This is a genomic window from Streptosporangium canum, from assembly GCF_900113865.1.
GTDB classification, from domain to species: Bacteria; Actinomycetota; Actinomycetes; order Streptosporangiales; family Streptosporangiaceae; genus Streptosporangium; species Streptosporangium canum.
This window is the reverse complement of sequence record NZ_FOQY01000019.1, coordinates 36,003-57,585: the sequence shown is the minus strand read 5'-3', so window position 1 is coordinate 57,585 and position 21,583 is coordinate 36,003. Positions and strand designations below refer to the sequence as shown.

Below are 21,583 nucleotides of genomic sequence, written 5' to 3'. Positions count from 1 at the left end.
GCGACTATGCGTCCGCCGTGTGACCCAAGTCACTGTTGCGTACATTTTGGTCGTGGACATGAGGGAGCTCCCGGGACGGGTGCGCCGCTGGAGCCTGGCCCGGCAGATGCTGGCGCTGCAGATCGTCGTCGTCGGGGTCACCGTGGCGGGAGGCGCGGCGCTGGCCTTCCTCCAGGCCCGCGACCTGCTCGTGGAGGAGGCCGCGGGGAAGGCCAGGGCGGTGACCGTCAGCGTGGCCGACTCCCCCTCGGTCCTGGCCTCCCTCGGCGACTCCGCCGCGCTCCAGCCGTACGCCGAACGGGTCCGGTGGGAGACCGGGGTGGACTTCGTCACGATCATGAGCACCGGCGGGCTCCGCTACACCCATCCCAACCCGGCCCAGATCGGCCGCCGGTTCCTCGGTACTACCGCGCCCGCCCTGGAGGGCCGGACCTTCACCGAGACCTACACCGGCACCCTCGGCTCCTCGGTGCGCGCCGTCGCCCCGGTGCGCGACGCCGCCGGGAAGGTGCGGGCCCTGGTCAGCGCGGGTATCACGGTCGAGAGGATCGGCGTCAGGCTCCGTGGGCAGATCACCGGCGCGGTGTTCATCGGCCTGCTCGGCCTGTCCACCGGTGGCGCGGGCACCTATCTGGTCGGCAGCCGGCTGCGCCGCCAGACCCGCGGGATGGGCCCCGCCGAACTCAGCCGGATGTACGAGTACCACGACGCGATCCTGCACGCCGTACGGGAGGGGCTGCTGCTGGTCGACGACGCGGGCGGGCTGACGCTGTGCAACGACGGCGCCCGGGAGCTCCTCGGCCTGCGCGGCGAGGCGGACGGGCGGCACGTCACCGAGCTGGGCCTGCCCGCCTCCCTCACCGAGCTGCTGGTGGCCGGGGAGAACCGGAGCGACGAGATCCACCTGACCGGCGAGCGGACGCTCGTGGTGAACGTCGCCGTGGTCCGCTCCGGCAACCGCTCGCTCGGCACGGTGGTCACCCTGCGCGACCATACCGAGCTGCAGTCCCTGACCGGGCAGCTCGACGCCGAACGCGGCTTCGCCGACTCCCTGCGCGCCGCCGCGCATGAGTCGGCCAACCGGCTGCACACCGTCGTCACCCTGGTCGAGCTGGGCCGCGCCGAGCAGGCGGTGGCCTTCGCGACCGCCGAGCTGAGGGCCGCGCAGCAGCTCACCGACCGGGTGGTGGGCGCGGTGCGCGAGCCGGTGCTCGCGGCGCTGCTGCTGGGCAAGAGCGCGGAGGCCGCCGAGCGCGGCGTGGAGCTGGTGATCAGCCCGGACACCGAGCTCGGCGACATCGGCCTGGACGACCGGGACCTGGTGACGATTCTCGGCAACCTGATAGACAACGCGGTCGAGGCGGCCATGTCGGGCGTCCCGCCCGCGCGGGTGGACGTCCGTCTGCGCGCCGACGAGACGACCTTCCTGCTCAGCGTGGCCGACAGCGGCCCGGGGATGGACGCCGTCACCGCGAGGGAGGCCTTCCGGCGGGGCTGGACCACCAAGGGCGACGGCCGCGGGCTCGGGCTGGCCATGGTGGGGCAGGCGGTGCGCCGCCTGGGTGGCGCGATCGATGTCGGCGGCGGCCAGGGAGCGGTGTTCACCGTACGGCTGCCGCTGCGGGGGAGGGAGGTTCCATGATCTCGGTGCTGGTCGTCGAGGACGAGGAGATCACCGCCGAGGCGAACCGCCGCTACGTGGAACGGGTGCCCGGTTTCCGGGTGGAGGGGGTGGCCAGGTCCGGCGGGGAGGCGCTGCGTTTCGTACGGCGCCGCCCGGTGGACCTGATCCTGCTCGACCTCTACCTGCCCGACATGCACGGGCTGGAGGTGTGCCGGGCCCTGCGGGCGGCGGGCGTCCTGTCCGACGTCATCGCGGTCACCTCGGCGCGCGACCTGTCGGTGGTCCGGTCCGCGGTCTCCGTCGGCGTGGCGCAGTACCTGCTCAAGCCCTTCACGTTCGCCTCGCTCAGCGAGAAGCTCACGCGCTACGCGCGGTTCCGGTCGTCGGTGGAGGGCTCGGGCGAGGTCGGCGGCCAGAGCGAGGTGGACCGCGCGCTGGCCGCCCTGCGGGGCCCGGGGCACAGCCCGCTGCCGAAGGGGATGACCTCGGTCACCCTCGACGCCGTGCTGGCCGAGCTGCGCAAGGCCCCGCAAGGCGTGTCGGCGCAGGCGGCCGGCACCGCGATCGGCATCTCGCGGGTGACCGCCCGCCGCTACCTGGAACACTTGACGGACAGCGGCGTCGCGCGCCGGGTCCCGCGGTACGGCGGGGTCGGGCGGCCCGAGCTGCTCTATCGAATCGTTTGAATTCCGATGTGTCAGCGGGGCGGCAGACCTGGTAGGACAGAGGCAGCCCGCCCTGCGACCCGCGGGCGGAGGAGTGGGGCATGGCCTTTTTCATGGTTTCGACGAGCCGGCACGGGACGGCGTGCGTCGTCCAGGCAAGCGGGGAGCTCGACTACGGCAACGCGCCCGTCTTCCGCGACGAGACGACCAAGGTCTGGGAGGCCGAGGCCCCTTCCACGGTCGTCATCGACGTCACGGCGCTCACCTTCTGCGACTCCACAGGCGTCGCGGAACTGATCGTGAGCCTCCGGCGGAGCCGCGCCCTGGGCGCCCGCCTGGTCCTCGTCGGCGTTCACGGCACCCTGGAGCGGATCCTGACCATCACCGGTCTGCGCTCCGCCTTCGAGCTCTCCCCCTCCGTCGAGGAAGCCCTGCGGGAGATGTGATCAGCTGGTGTGGTCCAGCGGCGCCCGGGGCGCGTCGATGATCACGTCGGAGAAGATGTCGACCACCAGGGCGATCACACCGCCGACGGCGATGATCCCGGCTCCCACCCAGAACAGCATCCAGTTGGGACCGAGGCACAGGGCCACACCGCCGACGGTGAACCCGATCAGAATGACGATCACCGCAAGCCAAGACTTGGGGCTTCCTCCGTGGCTTCCAGCCATGAGCCTTTCCTGTCCTCTCTGTGTGGATCAGGGATGCGCGCCGTTCGCCGCGGCGATCACCCTGGTCAGCGACTCGTGGAGCTCCTGCAGCTCTTCCAGTCCCATACCCAGGCGTTCGACGACGGACGGCGGAATCCTCTCAGCTTCGCTCCTCAGCTCCCGGCCCTTCGGAGTGAGCGTGACCTCCAGGACGCGTTCGTCCCGGCTGCCGCGCCGCCGCCGGACGTAGCCGATCGCCTCAAGACGTTTGAGGAGCGGGGACAGCGTACCGGGGTCGAGTTGCAGTAGCTTGCTCAGCTCCTTCACAGACAGGGGCGCGTGCTGCCAGAGCGCGAGCATCACCAGATACTGCGGGTGGGTGAGCCCCATGGGTTGCAGCAGCGGCCGGTAGACCCCGACGACGCTGCGCGAGGCGACTGCCAGGGCAAAGCACACTTGCCGCTCCAGATGAAGCGCATCGGTCATCTCGCTCACGCACACCTCCTACCGACATAGTACGATAATTGGTGCACAAACTATTGTGACCCCAAGCATAGGTCGGCCAAAAGGAGGCCCATGTTCAACCGCAAGCCGATCGAGGAGCGGATCGCCGAGCGAGAGGCCCGGCGTCCGGTGCTCGCCGAGGGCAAGCACTTCGAGCACGGACCGGCGAAGTTCATCTTCATCTTCGTCATCGTGTTCGTGGTGATCGGCCACCTCGCCGGGCTACTGCTGCTGATGGCCCTGGGCCTGCACTGAGACGTCCCCCGGATCCGGCGACGGCGATCCCCTGGATCATTCGTCGTCGCCGCCGGAGGCGGAGCATCCCGCGGCCCCCGTCACGAGCGCGCCGGCGCAGCCGAGCGCCCACACCCCCGGCCATCTCACCCCTTGTCCGGCGAACCTGTGCGAGCGTGTACGGCGACTGGCGCTCATTTATGAAAATAACTAGGATAATTGGAGCGTGAGCGAGCAGCCCCATGGCGAACAGGAGCGACAGTGAGGAACGACCTCCGCATCGGAGTGGCGGGATACGGCCTGAGGAGGTCACTGGCTCGTGAGGCGCACCGGCCCGGGGACGGCAGCCGGGTGGTGGCGCTGTACGACCCCGACCCCGGGGCGCAGCGGCAGGCCCGCGCCGAAATAGGCTCCGAGCTGCGGTTGGCCGCCGATTTCGACACGCTGCTGAACGACGTGGACGCGGTGATGATCCTCACGCCCGACCACACCCATGCGGAACTGGCCGTCGCGGCGCTGAGGGCGGGCAGGGCGACCCTGGTGGAGAAGCCGCTGGCGATCACGGTCGAGGACTGCGACCTGATCCTGCGCACCGCCCACGAGCACCGCGCCCGGCTGTACGTGGGACACAACATGCGGCACATGCCGGTCGTCCGCGCCATGCGGCAGCTGATCATCGATGGCGCGATCGGCGAGGTCAGGGCCGTGTGGTGCCGCCACTTCGTCGGGCACGGCGGCGACTACTACTTCAAGGACTGGCACGCCGACCGGCGCAACACCACCGGTCTGCTGCTGCAGAAGGGCGCCCACGACATCGACGTCATCCACTGGCTGGCCGGGTCCAGGACCGCCCTGGTCACCGGCATGGGCGGCCTGACGGTCTACGGGCAGGTCACCGACCGGTCCGAGGGGCTCCCGCAGGACTGGTTCAGCCCGGAGACCAACTGGCCGCCCCTCGCCCAGCGCGGTCTCAACCCGGTGGTGGACGTCGAGGACCTCTCCATGGTGCAGATGCGCCTGGAGAACGGCGTCTACGCCAGCTACGAGCAGTGCCACTTCACCCCCGACTACTGGCGCAACTACACCGTCATCGGTACGGCCGGCCGCCTGGAGAACTTCGGCGACCACGGGGAGAAGGCCGTCATCCGGGTCTGGAACGGCGGGCGGCGCGGCTACGACCCCGAGGGCGACCTCCAGGTGCCGATCACGGCGGGCGTGAGCGGCCACGGCGGCGCGGACGAGGGGCTGGTCAGCGAGTTCGTCCGGTTCGCCGCCGAGGGAGGCATGACCGACACCTCCCCCGTGGCCGCGCGCGACAGCATCGCGGCCGGGGTCCACGCCACCGAGTCCCTGCGGGACGGCTCGACGCCCCGCCACGTCCCTCCCGTCTCCCCGGAGCTGGCCGCGTACTTCGCCGCCGGGCAGGTCTGACCGAATTTACATAAGCTCTTTGGAGAAATAAGCCTCCTGTGCCCGGCCGGGGAATGCGAGACAGGATCGCCGCCGAGTCGAGCCGGCGGAGCGGGGAACCGTCACCGCTCTCCTGTCTCGTCACACCGCCCGGCCTCGCCCGGAACCGCCCCGGAGGGCTACCCTACTTAGATAAGAGTCTTGCGTATTTACCGCCAACCGCCTCTCTATTTAGGACGTGAGAGGATAATGATCCGGTTGGCCGGAGTTGGACTGCCCGCCCAGATCAGGAGGTCCGTATGTCTGACGTCACGCCGGAACCCGAGAGTTCCGAGGACGAGCTGAAGCGCAAGTTCCGCGAGGCCCTGGAGCGCAAGAAGGTCGCGCAGACGGAGGCGAGCACCGGGGGCAAGGGGAAGAACGCCTCGAAGATCCACGGCGCCCACGGCCCGGTCGGGGGCAAGCGTTCCTTCCGCCGCAAGAGCGGCGGCTGAGCAGGCCCGGGTCAGGCCTCCCGCCTGAGCCGGGCCACGTCGCCGCCCCGCTGGACACCCCTGGCCAGTGGGCGGCGCGCTTACCTCTGCCCCGAGAAGCCGTCGCTCTACCCCTCCCCCTCACCGGGAGCCTCGTCCCGCTCGATACGCATTTCCGACGGGACCTGGCGGAGGGCTCCCGCACCGCATCCATGGATGCGACCTGACAGCCCTACTCACCGATGCCGTCTGCCTCTGCAGTCCGCGCATCGATCTCTGAAATCCAGACGAGATCACAGCCGAGCCTCGAAGCGGCACTGTCGGCGCTGATCCATCGGCCGAACCCCGAAGCGGCTACACCGACGGTCGCCGCTCCCCCTCCTGGCAGCGCCAGCCCGTAGGCCATCACTTCGGTGACGATCTCGTCATCCTCATCGAATTCCTGGACCAACGCGAACATGCGCGGCAGGCCACCGGTCGACGTTTCCTCCCCCGCGCGTTCGGGATCTCCGTCCCACCAGGGGCGTCCATCCCCGCCCATCACGATCTGCCCGCAGTACTGACAGCGGCAGATCGGCGGCTGCTTGAGCCCAGAGAAGTGCTCCATGTCGAATACTTCCTTCCGGCGCCAGGGTCCGGGCGAGTCTCTCCAGCAAGAGAACCTCGCCCAGCCACGATCCCTTTTCGCTTCTGATCAATCACTCAACGTGATGATCGATGCCCTGGTAGCGTGGCATCAGATCCACTACAACGCAAGCTTGCAAAATAACCTCTTTGAGATTGTCATGTTTTGCTCAATATTTGACTGTGTGATGATTCGAGCAAGCCCAGAGGAGGAGCGGGTGGGAGCGAAACGAGGACCGACGCTGCGGGCGCAGTGGCTGGGTAAACAGCTTCGGGAACTGCGTGAGTCCGTCAAGCTGACCCTCAAGCAAGCCGGAGACTACCTACAGCGTGACGCCGCCACCATCAGCCGGTTGGAGGTCGGCATCACTCCGGCGAGGGCGGCCGACGTGCTGGCACTGCTGAATCTGTACGGCGTCAGCGAGCAGAAGATCCGCGATGGAATGGAGCGGTTGAGCCGCGATGTCTGGCAGAAGGGTTGGTGGGACGGCTACGCCTCCGAGCCCCTCGGCGGGATGCTCGATCACGCGTGGCTGGAGGCGAGGGCGCGGGAGATCCGTTCCTACGACGCAATGGTCGTCCCCGGGCTTCTCCAGACTCGTGAGTACGCTTTGGCCGTCATCTCGGCAAGCGACGCGGACGCCGACCGAGAACAGATCGAACGCTGGGTGAAGTTCCGGATGGCTCGGCAGCAGGTGCTCGCCCCTGATTCCAGCCCGAGCGTGGAAGTCGTCCTCGACGAGGCCGTACTCCATCGTGTGATCGGTAACCCCCATGTGATGCGCGCTCAACTGGAACACCTTCTCGGTGCGATGACCCGCCGCAATGTGACGATCCGAATCCTGCCGTTCAGCGCTGGAGCGCATGCCAGCCCAGAGGGCCCTTTTACGATCTTCGACATGCCGGAGCCCTACCCCGATGTGGCTTACGCGGAGACACGAGGAGGTTCCGTCTACACGGAGGCAGAAGGTGCCGAGAGCTTCGTGCGAGCGTACGATTCCATCAGAAAAGCCGCACTCAATCCGGATAAATCAGCGACTGTGATCCGGGATGCGGCCGACCGGATCGGATGAACGGGACGGAGGCGTACCCGATGGCCACCCCCCAGGAGCTGGCAGATGTCGCCTGGCGTATAAGCGCCAGAAGCGCCAACGGCGGCGGGCAGTGTGTCGAGGCGGGACCACTGGCCGACGGCAGCGGAAGAGTCGCCGTACGGCACAGCCGCCACCCCGACGGTGAGGTGATCGTCTATACCCGCGCCGAGTGGGAGGCGTTCGTCGGCGGCGTCAAGGACGGCGAGTTCGACTTCTTCGTCTGATGACGGCAGCCTTCCGTAGCGCTCGAACTTCTGCAGGCTTCATCTCATCCGGCGAGGCATTCGGCTGCGGCGGCGAGCAGTCACTTGGCAAGGTGAGCAGGTCACGTGCCCTGGATCACCAGGAAGCGCCCCAATGGATCGCCGGGCTACAAGGAGTCCCGAATGACGCCATCACTGCGGATCGAGGAAGAAGAGCTGAACGGCGGGGGTGTCAATCACGTCGTAAGGATCGGCACCACGGTGCGGCGACCTGCGGGCCGTTGGATGCCGGCCGTTCACGCGCTGCTGAACCATCTCGCGGCGGTCGGCTTCACCGGTGCTCCCGCCGGTCACGGGCTCGATGACGAAGGCCGGGAGATCCTCGACTTCCTGCCCGGCCAGGTGCCCGACTACCCGCTGCCCGAGTACGCACGGTCGGACGAAGCCCTCCTCGGCGTCGGCGTCTTGCTGCGGGACTACCACGAGGCCACCGCCGATTTCCCCGCATCGCCCGACGCCGACTGGTACTTCTCCCCGCAGAGTCCAGCCGAGGTGATCTGCCACGGCGACATCGCCCCCTACAACTGCGTGTTCCGTGACGGGCGCCCGGTCGCGTTCATCGATTTCGACACCGTGCATCCAGGACCGCGTATCTGGGATGTCGCCTATGCGGCCTACCGGTTCGTACCCCTGGCCGATCCTCACCGCGAGGACGGCATCCCTACCGTTCACGAGCAGGCACGTCGGCTGCGCCTGTTCGCCGACGCCTACCGTCTCGGCGACACCGACAGGAACACGCTGACCGGCACCGCGCTGGCGCGACTGGACCACTTGATCCGGCACATGCACGACCAGGCCGACGCGGGAAACGAGGCGTTCGCCGCCCACATCGCGGCAGGAGACGACATCATCTACCGCACCGACGCCGAACACATCGCACGACACCAGGCCGTCTTCCAGACTGCACTGGACCCTGCCAGCGAGTAGGACCTGGACGGCAGCCGCAGATCGGAATCTTTGAGTCATCATCGCTGCCAGCGGCGCTGGAGAGCGGTCCTACGTCCTGGACCGCGGTGCTGGACGCGATCCGCCTGGGACCCGAAGACGACGCCACCGCGGTCACCACCGCCCGGTTGCGCGAGGTGGTTCAGCGACTGGTGGGGGCCGGCCACCGGCACTCGTCCGTTCATCGAATCGGGTCGGCACCCGCAGCCGGTCCGTCGTGCCAGTCGACCAGGCTCTGCCCGGTGCTGACATCCACCCATCGCCGGGGTGTCTGGCCTGCCCGGGCTGGACGATATATCCATGGATCATCGGTAGACCGGCATAATCCGGTTCGACCGAACGAGCTTGCGCTTCCTCGACGTCCCGGCACTGGCCACGTTCCTGGCCGAGGCCGGGTTCGCCATCGAGAATCAGTACGGCGACTGGCACCGGGGTCCCATCACCGAAACCAGCCGCGAGATCATCACGATCGCCCGCCGCATCTGATGCAAGCTGTGCGAGCTGGACGGGCCGATCCCGACCTTGAACAGGTCGAAGACGCCGACGGTCATCCCGGCTGCCCGGAGACGTACTCGGCCGCGGCGTCGAGCAGCCACGCGACGAGGTAGCCGGCGAACGACGGGCGGACGAGCACCATGAACTCATCGCCGTCGCGGGCGACGAGCAGGACCTGCGCGCGGGCCAGCATGGTCTGGGCGCACCTGCCCGGGCCGAAGACCCGGGGGTGCAGGTCGAGGGCACAGCCGTGGGCCAGCAGGTCACGCGCCTTCGGCCCGGCCACCAGCAGCGTGGTCCGCTGCGCCGAGACGTCGGTGACCGCGACGTGCCCGGTCCCGGCCGCGTCCCGCAGCCGGGTCTCCAGTTCGCGTTCCCGCCCGGGTTCCCCGACGACCAGCCACTCGTCGGGGCCGAGCCACAGCACGTCGACGTCGGCGCTCCCGTACGTGCCGGGTTCGGCGGGGAGCGGCACGCCCAGGGCGCGCCCGATGTCGCCGGCCGCGGGGCCGCCGGGGTCCAGACGCAGGTTGACCTGGGTGCGGAACGGCACTTCCGCGATGCGCAGGTCACCGTCCGACACCGGCTCGAACCGGGCCGGCGGGCTCGGTCGCTCACCCGTCACGGCGCACCCCCTCCGGGTCGTATCGGTCGCTCACCCGTCACGGCACTCCCTCCGGGTCGCGTCGGTCGCTCACCCGTCACGGCGCGCCCCCTCCGGGTCGTAAAGGACATGGCGGGTGACGGTGACGGGGACCTGCTCGGCCCCGACGGGCACGTAGAGCCGCTCGCCGACCCGCTCGCGCCCGCCGCTGACGAGGGCGAGCGCGAAGGTCCGCCCGAGTGCCGCGCTGCGGTAGCTGGAGGTGACGTGGCCGAGTGCGGGGACCGGCGGTTCGGGCAGCCGGGCGGTGGCCACCAGGTGGGCGCCTTCGGGCAGCAGCCGGTCCGGGTCGTCCGGCAGCAGGCCGACCAGGTGCTTGCGGTCGGGTCTGAGGTCGCCGGGGCGGGCGTGTGAGCGCTTGCCGACGTAGTCGGCCTTCTTCCCGGAGAGCGCCCAGCCCAGGCCGAGGTCGGCGGGGGTGACCGTGCCGTCGGTGTCCTGGCCGACGATGGGATAGCCCTTCTCGGCCCGGAGCACGTGCATGGTCTCGGTCCCGTACGGCGTGACCGCCCCGCTCCCCTGCACCGCCTCCCAGAGTGCGAGCCCGTCCCAGGCGCTGACGTTGATCTCGTAGGCCAGCTCGCCGGAGAAGCTGATCCGGCACACTCTCGCCTCGATGTCCGCCACCCGGGCGTCCCGCCACGTCATGAACGGGAAGCTCGCCCCGTCCACGGCCAGGCCGGGGGCGAGCCCGGCCAGCACGGCCCGGGAGCCGGGCCCGGCGAGCGCCACCGTGGCCCACTGCTCGGTGACCGAGGTGCAGTACACCCTCAGCGACGGCCACTCGGTCTGCAGCCACTCCTCCATCCAGTCCAGGACGGCGGCGGCGTTGCCCGTGGTCGTGGTGGCCAGGAAGCGGTCCTGCGCCAGGCGGGTCACCGTTCCGTCGTCGAAGACCGTCCCGTCGGGCCGGCACATCACGCCGTAGCGGATCGCGCCCACGGGGAGGGTGCTCATCATGCCGGTGTAGAGCCGGTCGAGCAGCTCGGCGGCGTCCGGCCCCTGGAGATCGATCTTGCCCAGCGTGGAGACGTCCATCGCCCCCGCGCCCCGCCGTACGGCCGCGCACTCCCGCAGGACCGCGGTCGGCATGTCCTCGCCCGCGCGGGGGTAGTACCGGGGCCGCTTCCACTGGCCGATGTTCTCGAACAGCGCGCCGCGGGCCACGTGCCACCCGTGCAGCGGGGTGACCCGGACGGGATCGTGCAGCGCCCCCCTGTCGCGCCCGGCGAGGGTGGCGAAGCTCACCGGCACGTACGGCGCGCGGAAGGTGGTGGTGCCGAGCTCCGCGACGTCCACTCCCAGGAGGTGGGCGACGACCCCGCTGGTCAGCAGCCCGGAGGTCTTGCCCTGGTCGTGGGCGGTCCCGGCGGTGGTGTAGCGCTTGACGTGCTCGACCGAGCGGAGCCCCGCCCCGGTCGCCCGCATGACGTCGGCGACGGTCACGTCCCGCTGCAGGTCGACGAAGTGGCCGCGGTAGTCGGCGGCGGGGACGAGCCACACGTGCTCGGCGGGTGCCGCCGCGACGTCCTCGGCGCGGGCGGCGGGCCGGCGGCCGGCGCGGAACCCGGCCGCCTCCGCCGCCCGCGCCCCGGCCGCGGCTCCGTCGGCGAGGCAGCGGCCCAGGGTGGACAGCCCGCGCGCGGCGCCCGCGACCTCCACCGCCTGGCGGGTGGCGGCGGGCAGGAGGGCGCCGAGCCGCTCGTCGTAGCGGAGCCGTCCCCCCGCCTGGCCGAACAGGTGGACCACGGGGTTCCAGCCGCCCGACACGAGCAGCAGGTCCGCCTCGATCTCCCGGCCCCCGGCGGGGCCTCCCCCGGGGTCCGGGGAGACGGTCACCGAGGAGACGCCGTCCGGCCCGTCCACTCCGGTGACGAGGTGCCCGGCGAGCACCTCGCTCCCGTCCCATGACCGGCCGCCGCCCCGCCGTACGTCGACGACTGCCGCGACCTCGACGCCGGCGGCCGCCAGGTCGCGGGCCGCGGCGTAGGCGCTGTCGTTGGCGGTGAACACCACCGCGCGACGGCCCGGCAGGACTCCGTACCGGTTGACGTAGGCGCGGGCGGCGGAGGCCAGCATGACGCCCGGCCGGTCGTTGCCGGCGAAGGCGACGGACCGCTCGTGCGCGCCGGTCGCCAGCACGACGCGGCGGGCGCGGATGCGCCAGAGGCGCTCGCGGGAGGACGCCCGCTCCCCCCGGCGCTCCACCGCGACCAGGTAGTTGTCGTCGTAGTAGCCGAGGACGCCGGTGCGGGCGAGCACCCGTACCTCGGGGTGGCCGTCCAGCTCGGCCAGCGCGGCGGCGGCCCACTCCGCGCCGGGGAGGCCGTCGACCGTCTCGGCGGTGTCCGGCAGGCTGCCGCCGGGCACGGGCCGGTCGTCGGCGAGGACGACCCGGGCTCCGGAGCCGGCGGCCGACAGCGCCGCCGAGAGCCCGGCGGGCCCGGCCCCGACCACCAGGACGTCGCAGTGGGCGTACACGCCGTCGTGGCGCGCCGGGTCGGCCTCGCCGCTCAGCCGCCCCTTCCCCGGCAGGCCCCTGGCCACCAGCCCGTCGTACAGCTCGACGGTGGTGGCCTGCAGCATCGGTTCGGGGAAGGGGTGTTCGATCTGGACGAGCGCGTTGGGCTCCTCGGTCCACGCGGCGAAGACGCCCCGGGGACGGCCCAGCCGGACGCTCGTCGCGACCGCGCGCACCCCGTTGGCGAGCAGGGCGGCGGCGAGCGTGTCGCCCCGGTACCCCTCGTAGTCGCGGCCGTCGAACCGGAACCGCAGCGTCTCGCCCCGGTGGCCGTCCCTGCGGAACGGCTGGCGGGTCACGGGCTCACCGGCCTCTGCCCGCCCGCGCGGTAGACGGCGTGGATCTCGTTGGTCGCGGTGTCCCGGACGACGTTGAACCAGCGGCGGCAGCCGGCCGCGTGGCTCCACCGTTCGGCGAAGGGCCCCTTGGGGTTGTCGCGGAAGAACAGGTAGCGGGCCCATTCGGCGTCGGAGAGGGCGGCCGGGTCCGCGGGGTAGGCGACGTGCGCCTGCCCGCCGTAGTGGAACTCGGCCTCGTCGCGCGGCCCGCACCACGGACAGGGGATGAGCATCAACTGTCGGTCTCCTTCAGTGGGCCGCCATGGTCTCAGTGGGCCACCGCGGCGGCGCCGTGCTCGTCCACGAGCGCGCCGGTGGTGAATCGTTCGAGGGAGAAGGGGGCGGTGAGCGGGTGCGGCTCGCCGTGGGCGATCGTGTGCGCGTAGCACCAGCCGACCCCCGGCGTGGCCTTGAACCCGCCGGTGCCCCAGCCGCAGTTGACGTAGAGGTCCTCGACCGGGGTGAGCCCCACGACCGGGGAGGCGTCGGGGGTGACGTCCACCACCCCGCCCCAGGTCCGCAGCACGTGCGCCCGCGCGAAGACGGGGAACAGCTCCAGCGCCGCCGCCATCTGCCGCTCGATGACGTGGAAGGCGCCGCGCTGCCGGTAGGAGTTGCAGGCGTCGATGCCCGCCCCCATGACCAGCTCGCCCTTGTGCGCCTGGCTGACGTAGACGTGCACGGCGTTGGACATGACCACCGTCGGGTGCACGGGTTCCAGCAGCTCCGAGACCAGCGCCTGGAGGGGGTGGCTCTGCACCGGCAGGTCCAGCCCCGCCATCCGGGCCACGACCGAGGAGTGACCGGCCGCGCACATCGCGACCCTGCCCGCCGCGATGCGGCCCCTGGTGGTCCGTACGGCCCGCACCCGCCCGCCGGCGACGTCGATCCCGGTGACCTCGCAGTGCTCGATCAGGTCGACGCCCATCGCGGCGGCCGCGCGGGCGAACCCCCACGCGACGTTGTCGTGCCTGGCGATCCCGGCCCGGGGCTGGTAGGTCGCGCCCAGCACCGGGTAGCGCACGCCGGGCGAGACGTCGACGATCGGGCAGACCCGCCTGACCTCCTCGGGCTCGAGCCACTCGGCGTCGACGCCGTTGAGCCGGTTGGCGTTGACCCGGCGCACGCTCTCCCGGACGTCCTGCAGGCTGTGGGCGAGGTTGAGCACGCCGCGCTGACTGAACAGGATCGGGTAGCCGAGATCCTCCTCCAGCCCCTCCCACAGTTTCAGCGCGTGCTCGTAGATGCCCGCGCTCTCCTCCAGGAGGTAGTTGGAGCGGATGATGGTGGTGTTGCGGGCCATGTTGCCGCCCGCCAGCCAGCCCCTCTCCAGCACGGCCACGTTGCTGATCCCGTGGTCTCTGGCCAGGTAGTAGGCCGTCGCCAGGCCGTGGCCGCCCCCTCCGACGATCACCACGTCGTAGGAGGCCGCCGGCTCGGGGCTGTTCCACAGCCGGTCGGGGTGCTCGGGCGGGCCGGCGTCGTGGACGCTCATCGCGGTCCCTTCGGTGAGGCGGTCATGGGGTGCCCTGCCGCGCCCTAGCCGCGCAGCCGGTCCATCGCCGGGTCGTAGAGCGGTTCCCCGGCGACGGCGGCGGCGATCCGCCGGTCGAAGTAGCCGATGTGGAGGGTCTGTCCGGGGACGGAGAGCGCGGCCGGCAGCCAGGCGTAGGCGACGCCCCTGCCGATCGTGTGGCCGTAGGCGGCGCTGGTGACGTATCCGACGCACTTCTCGCCGTCGTAGACGGGCTCCTTGCCCATGACGACGGCGTCGGGGCCGTCGATCGTCAGGCAGGTCAGCCGGCGCCGCACCGAGGCGTGGCGCTCCCGGAGGGCCGCGCGGCCGATGAAGTCGCCCTTGCCCTCCTTCCGTACGGCGGAGCCGAGGCCGGCCTCGTAGGGGTCGTGCTCGTAGGTCATGTCGGTGCCGAAGGAGCGGTAGCCCTTCTCCAGCCGGAGGCTGTCGAAGGCGCCCCGGCCGCCGGCGACGATCCCGTGCCTCAGGCCCTCCTCCCAGAGGGTGTCCCACAGCTTGGCGCCCAGGTCGGCCGTCGTGTAGAGCTCCCAGCCGAGCTCGCCGACGTAGGAGAGGCGGAGCGCGGTGACGGGCACCGTGCCGACGTGGCCGCGCTTGCCGCGGAAGTAGCGGAAGCCGTCCCGGGAGAAGTCCGGGCCGGCCAGCGGGACCATCAGGTCACGGGCGCGGGGGCCCCAGACGCCGACGCAGCAGGTGCCCGCCGTGATGTCGCGGATCACGACCGAGCCGTCGGCCGGGAGATGGCGGTGGAGCCAGTCGAGGTCGAGGTTGCCGTTGGCGCCGATCTGGAACAGCTCCGGGCCGAGCCGGGCGACGGTGATGTCGCCGCGGATGCCGCCGTCGGCGTTCAGCAGCAGGCAGTAGGTCACCGAGCCGACGGGCTTGCCGACGTCTCCGGTCGAGACCCGCTGCAGGAAGGCGGCGGCCCCCCGGCCGCCGACCTCGATCCGCTTGAGCGCGCTCATGTCGTACAGCGCGACGGACTCCCGCGAGGCCCTGGCCTCGGCGGCGACGATCGGCGACCAGTAGCGGGCGGCCCACGCGTCCGGCCGGGGGACGGCCCGGCCTTCGGCCGGCGCGGCGTTGGCGCCGTACCACTGGGGGCGCTCCCAGCCGCCGGCCTCCAGGAAGAACGCGCCGAGCTCGCGCTGCCGGGAGTAAAAGGGGCTGGTGCGGATCGGGCGCAGGTTCTCCGGCGGTTGCAGCGGGTGGATGATGTCGTAGACCTCGACGAAATTCTGGCAGCCGCGGGTCAGGACGTACTCCGGGGCGAGCTGGTGGGGCTCGAACCGGTTGACGTCGCACTCGTGCAGGTCGAAGGACGAGCAGTGGCCGTCGGCCAGCCACTCGGCCATGGCCCGGCCCACGCCCGCCGAATGCGTCACCCACACGGCCTCGGCCACCCAGAAGCCCCCGACCTCGGGTGACTCGCCGAGCAGCGGCATGTTGTCGGTGGTGAAGGAGAAGAGGCCGTTGACGCCCTCCGCCACCTCGGCCTCCCGCGTCGCGGGCAGCAGCGACCGGGTCTCGCTCCACGCCGGGGCGAAGTCGTCCCCGGTGAACGGCATCACCGACGGCATCGCCTCCGCCGCGCCGATCGGGAGGATCTCGTCGGGGTGGATCGGCATCGGGCGGTGCCCGTAGTAGCCGATGCCGATCCGCTCGAAGTGCTCCCGGTAGTAAAGGTCGGCGTCCTGGTGGCGCAGTATCGGCCGGACGGCCTCCTCGGTCTGCCCGCTCAGCGCGGGGACGGGCCCGGTCCAGGCGAGCTGGTGCGCCATCGGGGTAAGCGGGAGGGACATCCCCACCATGCCCGCGATCTTCGGGCCCCAGATGCCCCCGCAGCAGACCACCAGGTCGGCCGGGATCTCTCCCCGATCGGTGACGACGGCGGCGACCCGGCCGTCCTCGACGCGGATGTCCAGCACCTCGTGCCGGTCCAGTACGCGCACGCCGCGTTCCCCGGCGCGGCGGAGCTGGATCTCGACGGCGCGCACCGCCTGTGCCAGGCCGTCGCCGGGGAGGAAGAGGCCGCCCAGCACCCGGCCGGGGTCCAGCAGGGAGTGCCGCTCCAGGCACTCCGCGGGCGTGAGCAGGTGCGCCTGGAGCCCCCAGGCCACGGCCCAGCCGTGGCGGCGGCGCAGTTCGAGGAGCCGCTCGGGCGTGGTGGCCACCTCCAGGCCGCCCACCTGGAGGAAGCAGCCGAGCGACACGAACTTCTCGACGGTGTAGCGGGCCAGCTCCGTCATCGTCTTGGACGGGTTCGTCTGGAACACCAGCCCGGGGGCGTGGGAGGAGGATCCCCCCGTGGACGGCACGGCGCCCTGGTCGACGACGGTGACGTCGTCCCAGCCCCTCGCGGAGAGCTCGTCCGCGAGGGCCGCGCCGACGACTCCGGCTCCGATGACGACGACGCGACGGCCTGCCATACCCACCTCCGCCGTTGCGCACTTCGAAACGTAGTGCGCTTCCCGCAACAGGTTCTCTCCTGCGGGCCGCTCGGTCAAGGATGGATCGGGGGGCGCCGCAGGAGCGGCCGTCCGCCTCTCCGGCGGGGGGCCGGAGGGGCGGGCCGTACGGTCAGCCGGCCTTGCCCCCACGCTGCCGGGAGAAACCGGTGGGTGGGAGGCGGGCCGTACGGTCAGCCGTCCGCGCCCCCGCGGTGCCGGTAGAAGCCGGCGGGTTCGGCCGCCATCGGCGTGTTGCCCAGGATCAGGTCCGCCGCCTTCTCCGCGACCATCATGACCGGCGCGTAGATGTTGCCGTTGGTCACGTACGGCATGACCGAGGCGTCCACGACGCGGAGCCCGTCGAGGCCGTGGACCCGCATGGAGAGCGGATCGACGACGGCGAGGCCGTCGACGCCCATCCGGGCGGTGCAGGAGGGGTGCAGCGCGGTCTCGCCGTCCCTGGCCACCCAGTCCAGGATCTCCTGGTCGGTCCGGACCTCCGGCCCGGGCGACAGCTCCCCCGCGTTGAACTCGTCCATCGCGCGCTGGGTCAGGACGTCGCGGGCGGCCCGGACCGCCTCCACCCACTCCCGCCGGTCCCGCGCGGTGGACAGGTAGTTGAACCGCAGCGCCGGGTGGACCCGGGGGTCGGTGCTTCTGATCTTCACCGAGCCGCGCGCGTCGGAGTACATCGGCCCGATGTGCACCTGGTAGCCGTGCCCGCCGGCGGGCGCGGAGCCGTCGTAGCGGACGGCGACGGGCAGGAAGTGGAACATCAGGTTGGGGTAGTCGACGTCGTCGTTGCCGCGGACGAAACCGCCCGCCTCGAAATGGTTGGTCGCTCCGGGTCCGCTGCGCAGGAACAGCCACCGCGCGCCTATCCACGGCCGGTTGCGCCACTTCATCGCGGGCTGCATCGACACCGGCCGCCCGCAGGCGTACTGGATGTAGACCTCCAGATGGTCCTGCAGGTTCTCCCCCACCCCCGGCAGGTCGTGCACGACGTCGACGCCGAGGGCGCCCAGTTCCGCGGCGTGGCCCACGCCGGAGAGCTGGAGCAGCTGCGGGGAGTTGATCGCGCCGCCGCAGAGGACGACCTCGCCCGCGCGGACCGTCCGGCCGTCGCACTCGACGCCGACGGCGCGTCCCCCCTCGAAGAGGATCTTCGTGACGAACGCCCGCGTCCTGATCTCCAGGTTGGGGCGTCTCCTGACGGGGTGCAGGTAGGCCCGCGCGGCGGACAGCCGGCGGCCCTGGCGGATGGTGCGGTCGAAACGGGCGAATCCCTCCTGGCGGTATCCGTTGACGTCGTCGGTCAGCGGGTAGCCGGCCTGCTGCACCGCCTCGAAGAACGCCGCGAACAGCGGGTTGCGCACCGGCCCGCGCTCAAGCACCAGGGGCCCGCCGTGTCCGCGCAGCGGATCGTCCGGGTCCGCGGCGAGACAGTTCTCCATCCGCTTGAAATAGGGCAGGCAGTGGGCGAAGTCCCAGGTCTCCATGCCCGGGTCGGCAGCCCAGCGCTCGTAGTCCAGGGGATTGCCCCGCTGGAAGATCATGCCGTTGATGCTGCTGGAACCGCCCAGGACCTTGCCGCGGGCGTGATAGATCCGGCGGCCGTTCATGTGCGGCTCGGGCTCGGACTCGTACTTCCAGTCGTAGAACCGGCTGCCGATGGGGAAGGTCAGCGCGGCGGGCATGTGGATGAAGACGTCCCAGGGGTAGTCCGGCCGGCCGGCCTCCAGCACCAGCACCCGGTTGGCGGGGTCGGCGGACAACCGGTTCGCCAGCGCGCTTCCGGCTGATCCGCCTCCCACGATGACGAAGTCGTACATGTCTGCCTCGTCTCGCAACAGCAGCAGGTAAGATCAACAATCGTACTGAATGCCGCAATCCATTGCACCATCCGCAACGGAGGTCGAACGGGCGCGTTGGACGCGCGTTCCGCACAGCGCCTACAGTCCCGCTATGGGCAACGACTCCTCCAGCCACCGGGCTGACGGCACCGGCGGGGTGCAGTCGGTCGACCGGGCCATCAGCATCCTGGAGATCCTCTCCCGGCGTCAGGAGGCCGGTGTCAGCGAGGTCGCCGTGGAGATCGGCGTCCACAAGTCGACCGCCTTCCGGCTGCTCGGCGCGCTGGAGTCCCGGGGCCTGGTCGAGCAGGCCGAGGACCGGGGGAAATACCGGCTCGGCTTCGGAATGGTCCGCCTCGCGGGCGGCGTGGCCGCCCGGCTGGACCTCACCCAGCAGAGCCGCCCCGTATGCCGGCGGCTCGCCGAGAAGATCGGCGAGACGGTCAACATCGCCGTCCTGCGCTCCCACTACGCGGTGAACCTGGACCAGGTCCGCGGACCGTCGGCGGTCACCGTCCAGAACTGGATCGGCCAGCTCACCCCGCTGCACGCCACGTCGAGCGGGAAGGTGCTGCTGGCCCACCTCGACGACCGCCACCGGGCGCGGCTGCTCGACGCCGCCGGCTTCGAGCGGTACACCCCCGGCACGATCACCTCGCTCCCCGCTCTCGAAGAGCAGCTGGACGAGGCCCGGCGCAGAGGCTACGCGGTCACCGTCGAGGAGTACGAGACCGGGCTGAACGCCGTCGCGGCCCCCATCCGCTCCCACGACGGCGAGGTCGTCGCCGCGGTCAGCGCCTCGGGTCCGGCCTACCGCCTCGGCGCGGAGCGGCTGCACGACCTCGCCCCGGTCCTCGTCGCCGGGGCGCGGGACATCAGCCACCGCCTGGGGCACACCGGCTGAGCCGCACCACGACGCTCTTGGAGGTGGGGGTGTTGGAGGTCTCCGCGACCGAGTCCAGCGGCACGAGCACGTTGGTCTCGGGGAAGTACGCCGCGCAGCACCCGCGCGCGGTCGGGTAGGCGATGACGCGGAAGGCCTCGGCCCTGCGCTCCCCGTCGGGCCACTCGCTGACCAGGTCCACCAGGTCGCCGTCGGCCAGGTCCCGCTCGGCCAGGTCGCCGGGGTGGACGAAGACGACGCGGCGGCCACCGCTCACCCCCCGGTAGCGGTCGTCCATGCCGTAGATCGTGGTGTTGTACTGGTCGTGGCTGCGGACCGTCTGGAGCAGGAGCCGCCCGGCGGGGACGCGCAGCACCTCCAGGGCGTTGACGGTGAAGTTGGCCTTCCCCGTCGCGGTCGGGAACCGCCGCTCGTCGCGGGGCGCGTTGGGCAGGGCGAAGCCGCCGGGTTCGCGGACCCGGGCGTTGAAGTCGCCGAACCCCGGCACCACCCGGGCGATGCGGTCGCGGATCGCGTCGTAGTCGGCCTCGAACTCCTCCCAGGGCACGTGGGGGTCGGCGCCGAAGACCTCCCGCGCCAGCCGGCAGACGATCGCCACCTCCGGAAGCAGGTCCGGCGAGGCGGGGCGGAGCCGGCCCCGGGAGGCGTGGACCAGGCCCATGGAGTCCTCGACCGTGACGAACCGGTCGCCGTCGCGCTCGGTGCGCCCCAATGTCGGGAGGATGAGCGCCTGCTCACCGCAGACGGTGTGGGAGCGGTTCAGCTTGGTCGACACCTGCACCGTCAGCCGGGCCCGGCGCATCGCCGCCTCCGTCACCGCCGTGTCCGGGGTCGCGGCCACGAAGTTGCCGCCCATCGCGAAGAACACCTTCGCCTCCCCCGAGCGCAGCGCCCTGATCGCCGCCACGGTGTCCAGGCCGTGGTGCCGGGGCGGCTCGAAACCGAACTCCTCGCGCAGGGCGTCGAGGAAGCGCTCGGCGGGTCTCTCGTAGATGCCCATCGTGCGGTCGCCCTGGACGTTGGAGTGCCCGCGCACCGGGCAGACCCCCGCGCCCGGCCGTCCCACGTTGCCGCGCAGCAGCAGGAAGTTGACCACCTCGCGGATGGTGGCGACGGAGTTCTTGTGCTGGGTGAGGCCCATCGCCCAGCACACGATCACCGAGCGCGCCCCGAGCACGTCGCGGACCGTCTCCTCGACGGCGGGCCGCTCCAGCCCGGTCGCCTCCTCGACGTCCGCCCAGTCGAGGTCGCGGACGCTCTTGGCCCACTCGTCGAAGCCGTGGGTGTGGGCCCGGACGAACTCGTGGTCGACCACCGAGCCGGGGGCCGCGTCCTCGGCCTCCAGCAGCAGCCGCGACAGTGCCTGGAAGAGCGCGAGGTCGCCGTTGAGCCGGATCTGCAGGAACCGGTCGGCCAGCGTCGTGCCGCGCCCCACCACGCCGGACGGCCGCTGCGGGTTCTTGAAGCGCAGCAGCCCCGCCTCGGGCAGCGGGTTGACCGCGACGATCCGCGCCCCGTTCCGCTTGGCCTTCTCCAGCGCCGACAGCATGCGCGGATGGTTGGTGCCGGGGTTCTGGCCGACGACGAAGACGAGGTCGGCGCGGTGCAGGTCCTCCAGCGACACCGTGCCCTTGCCGATGCCCAGCGTCTGGTTGAGCGCCGAACCGCTGGACTCGTGACACATGTTGGAGCAGTCCGGCAGGTTGTTGGTGCCGAACCGGCGCACCATGAGCTGGTAGGCGAACGCGGCCTCGTTCGAGGTGCGGCCGGAGGTGTAGAACACCGCCTCGTCCGGGCCGCCGAGCGCGCGCAGCTCCCGGCCGACGATGGCGAACGCCTCCTCCCACGTCACCGGGACGTAGTGGTCGGACCCGGCCGGCTTGTGCATCGGCTCGGTGAGCCGTCCCTGCTGGCCCAGCCAGTAGTCGGTGCGTCCGGCCAGCTCCTCCACGGTGTGACCGGCGAAGAAGTCACGGGTGACCCGGCGGGTGGTGGCCTCCTCGGCGACCGCCTTGGCGCCGTTCTCGCAGAACTCCGCCGGGCTGCGGTGCTCCCCCTCCGGCCAGGCGCAGCCCGGGCAGTCGAAGCCGTCCTTCTGGTTGACGCGGACCAGGGTCAGGAGGGTACGGCCGACGCCCATCTGGGCGTGGGAGGCCAGCAGCGAGCGGGTCACTCCCGGCATGCCCGCCGCCCACTCCTTGGGCGGGCCGACCTTGAGATCGTCCTCGGTGACGTCCTCGCGCGGAGCCTTCCTCGCCATCCCGGCACCTCTTCTCTTCCGAATCCCGGTTCTCCGCCGGATCGCCGGCCACCCGGACGCCGCATTCGGCTGTCG

General features: G+C 71.3%; 21 protein-coding genes and 1 pseudogene. 11 read left to right on the top strand and 11 right to left on the bottom strand.

Going from position 1 to position 21,583, the window contains the following annotated elements:
• Window positions 1-58: 58 nt before the first annotated feature.
• From BM085_RS25605 to BM085_RS25595, 3 genes are all read left to right on the top strand, one after another.
• Window positions 59-1,642, top strand: a complete 1,584-nt coding sequence (locus BM085_RS25605; protein ID WP_093889542.1) for a sensor histidine kinase — start codon at window positions 59-61, stop codon at window positions 1,640-1,642.
• A complete protein-coding gene (locus BM085_RS25600) occupies window positions 1,639-2,310 on the top strand; it encodes a response regulator (RefSeq protein WP_093889456.1) in 672 nt (223 codons plus the stop codon). The genes BM085_RS25605 and BM085_RS25600 overlap by 4 nt, the downstream gene beginning before the upstream one ends.
• An 80-nt stretch (window positions 2,311-2,390) precedes the next feature.
• Window positions 2,391-2,735 (top strand): anti-sigma factor antagonist, encoded by a 345-nt coding sequence (locus tag BM085_RS25595; protein ID WP_093889455.1) that lies wholly within the window; start codon window positions 2,391-2,393, stop codon window positions 2,733-2,735.
• Here BM085_RS25595 and BM085_RS25590 read toward each other — a convergent pair whose 3' ends face one another.
• On the bottom strand, window positions 2,736-2,960 hold the full coding sequence (locus BM085_RS25590; RefSeq protein WP_093889454.1) for an HGxxPAAW family protein: 225 nt from the start codon (window positions 2,958-2,960) through the stop codon (window positions 2,736-2,738).
• Window positions 2,961-2,987: 27 nt separating this feature from the next.
• Window positions 2,988-3,425, bottom strand: coding sequence for a MarR family winged helix-turn-helix transcriptional regulator (locus BM085_RS25585; protein ID WP_037936271.1), 438 nt, complete (start codon window positions 3,423-3,425; stop codon window positions 2,988-2,990).
• A 90-nt stretch (window positions 3,426-3,515) separates the two neighbouring features.
• Here BM085_RS25585 and BM085_RS25580 point away from each other — a divergent pair, with 90 nt between their 5' ends.
• The 3 genes from BM085_RS25580 (at window position 3,516) to BM085_RS25570 (ending at window position 5,581) form a co-directional block, all read left to right on the top strand.
• The gene (locus tag BM085_RS25580; protein WP_093889453.1) at window positions 3,516-3,698 is read left to right on the top strand and encodes a hypothetical protein; all 183 of its coding nucleotides are present in this window, start codon (window positions 3,516-3,518) and stop codon (window positions 3,696-3,698) included.
• Between the two features lie 240 nt (window positions 3,699-3,938).
• Window positions 3,939-5,108, top strand: a complete 1,170-nt coding sequence (locus tag BM085_RS25575; protein ID WP_093889452.1) for a Gfo/Idh/MocA family protein — start codon at window positions 3,939-3,941, stop codon at window positions 5,106-5,108.
• 278 nt (window positions 5,109-5,386) lie between these two features.
• Complete coding sequence (locus tag BM085_RS25570; RefSeq protein ID WP_012890522.1) at window positions 5,387-5,581, top strand: DUF5302 domain-containing protein; 195 nt, start codon at window positions 5,387-5,389, stop codon at window positions 5,579-5,581.
• A 211-nt stretch (window positions 5,582-5,792) separates the two neighbouring features.
• On the opposite strand, the gene BM085_RS25565 is transcribed toward BM085_RS25570, so the two are convergent.
• The gene (locus BM085_RS25565; protein ID WP_093889451.1) at window positions 5,793-6,167 is read right to left on the bottom strand and encodes a hypothetical protein; all 375 of its coding nucleotides are present in this window, start codon (window positions 6,165-6,167) and stop codon (window positions 5,793-5,795) included.
• Between BM085_RS25565 and BM085_RS25560 the strand changes: the two genes are divergently transcribed.
• From BM085_RS25560 to BM085_RS46120, 4 genes are all read left to right on the top strand, one after another.
• The gene (locus tag BM085_RS25560) at window positions 6,166-7,257 is read left to right on the top strand and encodes a helix-turn-helix domain-containing protein (protein ID WP_245789693.1); all 1,092 of its coding nucleotides are present in this window, start codon (window positions 6,166-6,168) and stop codon (window positions 7,255-7,257) included. The genes BM085_RS25565 and BM085_RS25560 overlap by 2 nt on opposite strands.
• Window positions 7,258-7,277: 20 nt before the next feature.
• Window positions 7,278-7,502, top strand: a complete 225-nt coding sequence (locus BM085_RS25555; protein WP_245789692.1) for a DUF397 domain-containing protein — start codon at window positions 7,278-7,280, stop codon at window positions 7,500-7,502.
• A gap of 105 nt (window positions 7,503-7,607) precedes the next feature.
• The gene (locus BM085_RS25550; protein ID WP_245789691.1) at window positions 7,608-8,468 is read left to right on the top strand and encodes a phosphotransferase enzyme family protein; all 861 of its coding nucleotides are present in this window, start codon (window positions 7,608-7,610) and stop codon (window positions 8,466-8,468) included.
• A gap of 363 nt (window positions 8,469-8,831) precedes the next feature.
• Window positions 8,832-8,972: a hypothetical protein gene (locus tag BM085_RS46120; RefSeq protein ID WP_245789703.1), complete on the top strand. Its 141-nt coding sequence runs from the start codon at window positions 8,832-8,834 to the stop codon at window positions 8,970-8,972.
• A 5-nt stretch (window positions 8,973-8,977) separates the two neighbouring features.
• Here the strand turns inward: BM085_RS46120 and BM085_RS46115 are convergent.
• The 7 genes and pseudogenes from BM085_RS46115 to betA form a co-directional block, all read right to left on the bottom strand.
• A pseudogene (locus BM085_RS46115) lies at window positions 8,978-9,037 on the bottom strand (serine dehydratase beta chain); the annotation flags it as partial.
• Complete coding sequence (locus BM085_RS25540) at window positions 9,034-9,606, bottom strand: sarcosine oxidase subunit gamma (protein WP_093889447.1); 573 nt, start codon at window positions 9,604-9,606, stop codon at window positions 9,034-9,036. The pseudogene BM085_RS46115 and the gene BM085_RS25540, both read right to left, overlap by 4 nt.
• A gap of 69 nt (window positions 9,607-9,675) precedes the next feature.
• Window positions 9,676-12,465, bottom strand: coding sequence for a 2Fe-2S iron-sulfur cluster-binding protein (locus tag BM085_RS25535; protein ID WP_218158819.1), 2,790 nt, complete (start codon window positions 12,463-12,465; stop codon window positions 9,676-9,678).
• Window positions 12,462-12,740 (bottom strand): sarcosine oxidase subunit delta, encoded by a 279-nt coding sequence (locus BM085_RS45335; RefSeq protein ID WP_012890518.1) that lies wholly within the window; start codon window positions 12,738-12,740, stop codon window positions 12,462-12,464. The genes BM085_RS25535 and BM085_RS45335 overlap by 4 nt, the downstream gene beginning before the upstream one ends.
• Before the next feature lie 32 nt (window positions 12,741-12,772).
• The gene (locus BM085_RS25530) at window positions 12,773-13,999 is read right to left on the bottom strand and encodes a sarcosine oxidase subunit beta family protein (protein WP_093889446.1); all 1,227 of its coding nucleotides are present in this window, start codon (window positions 13,997-13,999) and stop codon (window positions 12,773-12,775) included.
• A gap of 44 nt (window positions 14,000-14,043) precedes the next feature.
• On the bottom strand, window positions 14,044-16,470 hold the full coding sequence (locus tag BM085_RS25525; RefSeq protein ID WP_093889445.1) for a GcvT family protein: 2,427 nt from the start codon (window positions 16,468-16,470) through the stop codon (window positions 14,044-14,046).
• A 212-nt stretch (window positions 16,471-16,682) separates the two neighbouring features.
• Entirely contained in the window at window positions 16,683-18,341 is a 1,659-nt protein-coding gene (gene betA / locus BM085_RS25520; protein WP_245789690.1) for a choline dehydrogenase, read from the bottom strand.
• Window positions 18,342-18,456: 115 nt separating this feature from the next.
• Here betA and BM085_RS25515 point away from each other — a divergent pair, with 115 nt between their 5' ends.
• Window positions 18,457-19,248: an IclR family transcriptional regulator gene (locus BM085_RS25515; RefSeq protein WP_177245261.1), complete on the top strand. Its 792-nt coding sequence runs from the start codon at window positions 18,457-18,459 to the stop codon at window positions 19,246-19,248.
• Here the strand turns inward: BM085_RS25515 and BM085_RS25510 are convergent.
• Window positions 19,220-21,508 carry an FdhF/YdeP family oxidoreductase gene (locus BM085_RS25510; protein WP_093889443.1) on the bottom strand — a complete coding sequence of 763 codons (2,289 nt, stop codon included), beginning with the start codon at window positions 21,506-21,508 and terminating at the stop codon, window positions 19,220-19,222. The two genes, BM085_RS25515 and BM085_RS25510, sit on opposite strands and share 29 nt — an antisense overlap.
• Window positions 21,509-21,583 lie beyond the last annotated feature (75 nt).